Origin of the sequence: Ectopseudomonas oleovorans (genome assembly GCF_003052605.1) — a bacterium.
GTDB lineage: Bacteria > Pseudomonadota > Gammaproteobacteria > Pseudomonadales > Pseudomonadaceae > Aquipseudomonas > Aquipseudomonas oleovorans_A.
The window spans coordinates 1-7,112 of the sequence record NZ_QASO01000089.1; the positions used below are offsets into that span (position 1 = coordinate 1).

The following is a 7,112-nucleotide window of genomic DNA, read 5'->3' on the forward strand; positions in this document are numbered from 1 at the left end:
AGTTGCTTGCGGCATTTGACCTGCTCATGGCTGTCGACACCATGAACTTGAAAAACCTGCTTTGCCAAATCCACGCCTATGCGTTTAAGTTTCATGCGGGCTCCCCCTCCGGGATTGTTTGTTTCGTAACCTACAGTCTGGCGCAATGACGCCGTAGGAGGGAGGAGTCCATCTCATTGGGCTACGACTGCAGGGCTTTGCTCCCCTCTCCCGCTTGCGGGAGAGGGGCTGGGGGAGAGGGCGGCGGCGTAGGCTGAAGCACCCTCTCCCGCCCTTCGGGCACCCTCGGCTTTGGCGTCCTGCGTCGCCCTACCTCCGGCATCCCTGCAGTCGTCTCCCCGCAAACGGCATTGGCTGAAACACCCTCTCCCGCCCTTCGGGCACCCTCTCCCATAAATGGGAGAGGGTCATCAGATGGCCGCTTCGCGGCTGCTTTCTAAGGGCACGCCACTATGGAAACGGAATTGCTCATCCGGCGTGGTGATCAGCTCCTGCTCCACCGCGCGCACCACCTCGATACGCGCATCGACATCGGCCGCGTCGCCATACAGGTAAGCGAGCTTGAGATAGCCCCGATAGTGGCGCCCTTCGCTCTCCAGCAACCCGGCGTAGAACTTTGCCAGTTCGGCATCCAGACGCGGCACCAGCGCGGCGAAGCGCTCGCACGAGCGTGCCTCGATGAACGCGCCCACCACCAGCACGTCCACCAGCCTTTCCACTTCGCCACCGCGCAGCAACGCGCGCAGGCCAGCCGCGTAACGCGAGGCGGAAACATGACGAACCTCGATGCCACGCCCGCGGATGATCTTGCTCACCTGCTCGAAGTGCACCAGCTCCTCACGAGCCAAACGCGACATTCTCGCGGTCAATTCGGTCTTGGTCAGATAGCGCCCCATCAGGCTCAGGGCCGTCTGTGCCGCCTTGTATTCCAGATTGCGGTGGTCAAGCAGGAGGATTTCCTGCTGGCGCAAGGCCTCGTCCAGCCAGGCATCAGGCGTGGCGACGCCACCAAGAAACCCGAGAATTTCCTGCAGAATCGACACAGGTTCTTCACCGCTACTCGGAATTTGCCCGGCATTTAACATCATATTTGAAGCGCTCTAGGTGCTGGCGAGGTTGAAAATGGCGGGCCATTATACGAGTGGCAGGCCGGACGACCAGCACGCCGTTGATGCAGGTCAACAAGCCGCTGGCAACAACGCACCTATAGTTGAACAAGCACTATCCATTCTCAGGGAGACGACCATGCAAGCGATCCGTAGCATTCTGGTGGTGATGGAGCCCCAGCACCCCGAAGGCCTCGCACTGAAGCGGGCAAAACTGATAGCGGGAGTCACCCAGTCGCATCTGCACCTGCTGGTCTGCGACAAGAAAGGCGACCACAGTGCCTGGCTCAACGATCTCAGCAACACCCTCGGCGAAGAAGGCTTCAGCGTTTCCACCCAGCAGTACTGGCATGACAACCCGCACCAGACCATCATCGCCGTGCAGCAGGCTGAAGGCTGTGGCCTGGTGATCAAACAGCACGTTCCTGACAATCCATTGAAGAAAGCCATTCTTACCCCGGACGACTGGAAACTGCTGCGCTACTGCCCGGGCCCGGTGCTGATGGTCAAGACCGAGCGCCCCTGGACGGGCGGCAACATCCTCGCTGCCGTGGACGTGGGCAACACCGATGGCGAGCACCGCACCCTGCATGCCGGGATCATCAGCCATGGCTATGACATTGCCGGCCTGGCCAAAGGCACCCTGCACGTGACTACTGCGTATCCGACACCAATGCTGTCGGCAGCCGACCCGACCTTCCAGTTCAAGGAAACCATCGAGGCGCGCTACCGTGAGCAGTGCCGCAGCTTCCAGGCCGAGTACGACATCAGCGACGAGCGCCTGCATGTACTCGAAGGCCCGGCCGACGTGGTGATTCCGCAGGTTGCCCAGCAACTCGATGCCGCGGTCACGGTGATCGGCACCGTCGCGCGCACCGGGCTTTCCGGCGCACTGATCGGCAACACAGCCGAAATCATACTCGACGCCCTGGAATGTGACGTACTGGTGCTCAAGCCGGACGAAATCATCGCCCACCTCGAAGAGCTCGTTGCCCAACGCTGACGACAAGGACGCATGTTCATCTGTAGGAGCCAGCTTGCTGGCGATCTGTGGTGCTAAAGATCGCCAGCAAGCTGGCTCCTACAAACGCTAAACCCGCAGTTCCAGCCCTTCGCGCAAAAACTTCGGCGCAATATAGCGCTCGTAATGCGCCTCCGAGAGCAGGAAGAATTCGCGGTCAATGGCGTCACGCAATTCCGGCAAGGCCCAATTGCGGAATTCAGGCAGTACAACCATGCCGTACGCCTCCAGCTGATTGATCACCCGAGCGCCCCGCGCGATCAGCTGATAGGCCCAGCAATAAGGCGACTGCTGCGGCACGAAGCGAATCTGCCGCTGCTCCAGTTGCCCGCGCAGACGTTGCTCGTCAAACACTTCCACTTTGGCGGTCATCACCTGCACCAGCAACAATTCCAGTCGCGTCCACACCGCACGCTTCTCGTCATCGTTGTAGCTGTTCCAGTTGATCACCTCATGGTGGAAGCGCTTGCAACCGCGGCACACGACATCGCCGTAAACGGTCGAACACAGCCCCACACAAGGCGTCTTGATGCGCTGATTGGACATGGCAAAAGCAGAATAGACAGCAGAATGACCTGGCATCTTAGCCCTTTGTCTAATTCAGATCACCCCTGCCGACAGGCCACCGAAAACTACCTGCATTGGCACTACTGCATTAAAAACGGCCTCAAAATGCTCATTTAGAACAGCTAAACTGCGCTTTTTCGGCCATTTTTGCCTTGTATTGCCTGCCTCGCCCACATTTTCAGCAGCCTGCCGATACGGGGACATCGGCTTAACTTTATCCGCGCTTTCCATTAGAATCGGCCCGCCTTTTACGGCGCCAATGTCCGTTGGAAGCTGTTTTCAAAGCGTCACGAGCACAGTCGATCCTGCAGGTACGATGGCGACGCAGCCACTTGGAGTCCCCCCGAGCGTCTGCGTCAGCCCTCATCAGAAACCGTCCTGCCGGCGTAAAACTTTGAAAGCAGCTTCTACAAGAGACTCATGCAACCTCGGCTGATCGGCTCATAAAGTCGAAAAGCGCTTGGTCATGAGTATCTGGATCGCGTCCCGGACAACCCTTTGGGACCACTGATGAGGGTAATAACTGTGCTTGAAGCCTATCGCAAACACGTAGCAGAGCGTGCCGCTCAGGGTATCGTGCCCCAGCCGCTGAACGCCGAACAAACCGCAGGCCTGGTCGAGCTGCTGAAAAACCCGCCGGCTGGCGAAGAAGAATTCCTCGTAGACCTGATCACCAACCGCGTACCGCCAGGCGTGGACGAAGCGGCCTACGTCAAGGCCGGTTTCCTCTCTGCCGTCGCCAAGGGCGAAGCCACCTCTCCGCTGATCAGCAAACAGCGTGCTGTCGAACTGCTCGGCACCATGCAGGGCGGCTACAACATCGCCACCATGGTCGAGCTGCTGGACGATGCCACCCTGGGCACCGTTGCCGCCGAACAACTCAAGCACACCCTGCTGATGTTCGACGCCTTCCACGACGTCGCCGAAAAAGCCAAGGCTGGCAATGCCAACGCCAAGGCCGTGCTGCAGTCCTGGGCCGATGGCGAGTGGTTCACCAACAAGCCGGAAATCGCCGAGAAGTACAGCCTGGCCGTGTTCAAGGTGCCCGGCGAGACCAACACCGACGACCTCTCCCCGGCTCCTGACGCTTGGTCGCGCCCCGACATCCCGCTGCACGCACTGGCCATGCTGAAGATGCCCCGTGATGGTATCACCCCCGATCAGCCGGGCTCCATCGGCCCACTGAAGCAAATCGAAGAAATCAAGGCCAAGGGCTTCCCGGTTGCCTACGTCGGCGACGTGGTCGGTACTGGCTCCTCGCGCAAATCCGCCACCAACTCGGTGCTGTGGTTCTTTGGTGACGACATTCCGTACGTTCCGAACAAGCGCGCAGGCGGCTTCTGCTTCGGCACCAAAATCGCCCCGATCTTCTACAACACCATGGAAGACGCCGGCGCCCTGCCGATCGAGTTCGATGTGTCGAACATCAACATGGGCGACGTGATCGACGTCTATCCGTTTGCCGGCAAAGTTTGCAAGCACGGCACCGACGACGTCATCACCACCTTCGAACTGAAGACCCCGGTACTGCTCGACGAAGTCCGCGCTGGTGGCCGTATCCCGCTGATCATCGGCCGCGGCCTGACCGAGAAGGCGCGTGCCGAACTGGGCCTGGGTGCTTCCGAGCTGTTCAAGAAGCCGGATCAGCCTGCTGCCAGCACCAAGGGTTTCACCCTGGCGCAAAAGATGGTCGGCAAGGCCTGCGGCGTCGAAGGCGTCCGTCCGGGCACCTACTGCGAACCGAAGATGACCACCGTCGGCTCTCAGGACACCACCGGCCCGATGACCCGTGACGAGCTGAAAGACCTGGCGTGCCTGGGCTTCTCGGCTGACCTGGTGATGCAGTCCTTCTGCCATACCGCGGCCTATCCGAAGCCGATCGACGTCACCACCCACCACACCCTGCCGGATTTCATCCGCACCCGTGGCGGCGTGTCCCTGCGTCCGGGCGACGGCATCATCCACAGCTGGCTGAACCGCATGCTGCTGCCGGACACCGTCGGCACCGGTGGCGACTCGCACACCCGCTTCCCGATCGGCATCAGCTTCCCGGCCGGCTCCGGCCTGGTCGCCTTCGCCGCCGCCACCGGCGTGATGCCGCTGGACATGCCGGAGTCGGTGCTGGTGCGCTTCAAAGGCAAGATGCAACCGGGTATCACCCTGCGTGACCTGGTCCATGCCATCCCCTACTACGCCATCCAGAAGGGCCTGCTGACCGTCGAGAAGAAAGGCAAGAAGAACATCTTCTCCGGCCGCATCCTCGAGATCGAAGGCCTGGACAACCTGACCGTCGAGCAGGCGTTCGAGCTATCCGACGCCTCCGCCGAGCGTTCGGCTGCCGGCTGCACCATCAAGCTGCCGGAAGAAGCTATCGCCGAGTACCTGAAATCCAACATCACCCTGCTGCGCTGGATGATCAGCGAAGGCTATGGTGATGCTCGTACCCTGGAGCGTCGTGCCCAGGCGATGGAAGCCTGGCTGGCCAACCCGGTACTGCTGGAAGCCGACAAGGACGCCGAGTACGCCGAAGTCATCGAGATCGATCTGTCCGAAGTCAAGGAGCCGATCCTCTGCGCCCCGAACGACCCGGACGACGCCCGCCTGCTGTCCACCGTGGCCGGCGACAAGATCGACGAAGTGTTCATCGGTTCGTGCATGACCAACATCGGTCACTTCCGTGCTGCCGGCAAGCTGCTTGACAAGGTCAAGGGCGGTATCCCGACGCGCCTGTGGCTGTCGCCGCCGACCAAGATGGATGCCCACCAGCTGACCGAGGAAGGCTACTACGGTATCTACGGCAAGGCCGGTGCACGCATGGAGATGCCGGGCTGCTCACTGTGCATGGGTAACCAAGCGCGCGTCGCTGCCAACTCCACCGTGGTATCGACCTCCACCCGTAACTTCCCCAACCGTCTGGGCGATGGCGCCAACGTGTATCTGGCCTCTGCCGAACTGGCTGCGGTCGCCTCGATTCTCGGCAAACTGCCGACCGTCGAGGAGTACATGGCCTACGCCAAGGATATCGACAGCATGGCTGGCGACATCTACCGCTACCTGAGCTTCGACCAGATCGCCGACTTCCGCGAAGCGGCGGCCAACGCCAAGATCCCGGTCGTTCAGGCCTGATCCAAGCGTTACAAAGGAGCCCCGCCTAGTGCGGGGCTTTTTTATGGGTTCTTTGCACAGTTTGGGGAAAGTGCGAATTGACTCCGGACTGGCAAATTTGTGTTTTCTGTACGCAGCGCTATTTATCTTCGGGCAACGATCATTGGCGTGGGATCTTTCGTCTTGGTTTCGCCCCTCACTACCGAGCCTGGCAGGGCAAGTTGGACGTGGTGATGCGTCAGGAGCACCGCGTCGGCGAGAAGCTGTTCGTCGACTATGCTGGCCAGACGGTGCCGGTGATCGACCGTCACAGCGGCGAGATCCGCCAGGCGCAGGTGTTCGTCGCGGTGCTTGGCGCGTCCAGCTACACCTTCGCCGAAGCCACCTGGTCGCAGCAGCTGCCGGACTGGCTGGGCTCGCATACCCGTTGCTTCGCCTTCCTCGGCGGGGTGCCGGAGATCGTGGTGCCGGACAACCTGCGCAGCGCGGTGAGCAAGGCCCATCGTTACGAGCCGGACATCAACCCGAGCTACCGCGATCTGGCCGAGCACTATGGCGTGGCGGTGGTGCCGGCGCGGGCACGCAAACCGCGCGACAAGGCCAAGGCCGAAGTCGGCGTGCAGGTGGTCGAGCGTTGGATCCTCGCCGCACTGAGGAATCGGCAGTTCTTCTCCCTGGATGAACTCAACACGGCCATCGCCGGGCTGCTGGAGCGGCTCAACCAACGCCCGTTCAAGAAGCTGCCGGGCTCCCGGCAGTCGGCCTTCGAAGCTCTGGATCGTCCGGCGCTGCGCCCCCTACCGGAGCAACCCTACGTCTACGCCGAGTGGAAGAAGGCGCGGGTGCACATCGACTACCACGTCGAGGTCGATGGGCATTACTACTCGGTGCCGTATCAACTGGTGAAGAAGCAGCTGGAGGTGCGCCTGACGGCGCGCACCGTCGAGTTTTTCCACGCCAACCAGCGAGTGGCCAGCCACCTGCGCTCAATGCACAAGGGCAGGCACAGCACGCAGGCCGAGCACATGCCCAAGAGCCATCGCGAGCATGCCGAGTGGACGCCGCAACGGCTGATCCGCTGGGCCGAGCAGACCGGGCCGAACACCGCCGGAGTGATCCGGCACATCCTCGAACGGCGCATCCATCCGCAGCAGGGCTACCGGGCCTGCCTGGGCATCCTGCGCCTGGGCAAAACCCACGGCGAAGTGCGCCTGGAGTTGGCCTGCCGTCGCGCCATCAGCCTCGGCACGTGCAGCTACAAGAGCCTCGAATCGATCCTGCGCCAGGGGCTGGAAAACCTGCCGCTAGCTCAA

Annotated in this window: 6 protein-coding genes and 1 pseudogene; 3 read left to right on the forward strand and 4 right to left on the reverse strand. The window is 61.4% G+C overall.

Features of this window, described 5'->3' with window-relative positions; translation table 11 throughout:
* Together DBO86_RS26760 and DBO86_RS14840 are read right to left on the reverse strand one after the other, a co-directional pair.
* On the reverse strand, positions 1–95 hold a 95-nt coding region (locus DBO86_RS26760; RefSeq protein WP_244185501.1), incomplete at its 3' end, for a hypothetical protein.
* Positions 96–410: 315 nt separating this feature from the next.
* A complete protein-coding gene (locus DBO86_RS14840) occupies positions 411–1,088 on the reverse strand; it encodes a MiaE family protein (RefSeq protein ID WP_074857301.1) in 678 nt (225 codons plus the stop codon).
* Between the two features lie 157 nt (positions 1,089–1,245).
* On the opposite strand from DBO86_RS14840, the gene DBO86_RS14845 reads away from it, so the two are divergent.
* Positions 1,246–2,109 (forward strand): universal stress protein, encoded by an 864-nt coding sequence (locus tag DBO86_RS14845; protein ID WP_108234074.1) that lies wholly within the window; start codon positions 1,246–1,248, stop codon positions 2,107–2,109.
* An 87-nt stretch (positions 2,110–2,196) separates the two neighbouring features.
* Here the strand turns inward: DBO86_RS14845 and DBO86_RS14850 are convergent, their stop codons facing one another.
* Positions 2,197–2,673, reverse strand: coding sequence for a DUF1289 domain-containing protein (locus DBO86_RS14850; protein WP_104729903.1), 477 nt, complete (start codon positions 2,671–2,673; stop codon positions 2,197–2,199).
* Positions 2,674–2,727: 54 nt separating this feature from the next.
* Positions 2,728–2,925, reverse strand: coding sequence for a hypothetical protein (locus tag DBO86_RS14855; RefSeq protein ID WP_104729904.1), 198 nt, complete (start codon positions 2,923–2,925; stop codon positions 2,728–2,730).
* Positions 2,926–3,219: 294 nt separating this feature from the next.
* Between DBO86_RS14855 and acnB the strand changes: the two genes are divergently transcribed.
* The gene (gene acnB / locus DBO86_RS14860) at positions 3,220–5,820 is read left to right on the forward strand and encodes a bifunctional aconitate hydratase 2/2-methylisocitrate dehydratase (RefSeq protein WP_108234075.1); all 2,601 of its coding nucleotides are present in this window, start codon (positions 3,220–3,222) and stop codon (positions 5,818–5,820) included.
* A gap of 167 nt (positions 5,821–5,987) precedes the next feature.
* A pseudogene (gene istA / locus DBO86_RS14865) lies at positions 5,988–7,112 on the forward strand (IS21-like element ISPpu7 family transposase); the annotation flags it as partial.

Excerpts from the sequence above, each read along its gene's own strand:
- DBO86_RS14845 (WP_108234074.1), top strand. The coding sequence starts at position 1,246 with ATGCAAGCGATCCGTAGCATTCTGGTGGTGATGGAGCCCCAGCACCCC.
- DBO86_RS14855 (WP_104729904.1), bottom strand. The coding sequence starts at position 2,925 with ATGGAAAGCGCGGATAAAGTTAAGCCGATGTCCCCGTATCGGCAGGCT.
- DBO86_RS14850 (WP_104729903.1), bottom strand. The coding sequence starts at position 2,673 with ATGTCCAATCAGCGCATCAAGACGCCTTGTGTGGGGCTGTGTTCGACC.
- DBO86_RS14840 (WP_074857301.1), bottom strand. The coding sequence starts at position 1,088 with ATGATGTTAAATGCCGGGCAAATTCCGAGTAGCGGTGAAGAACCTGTG.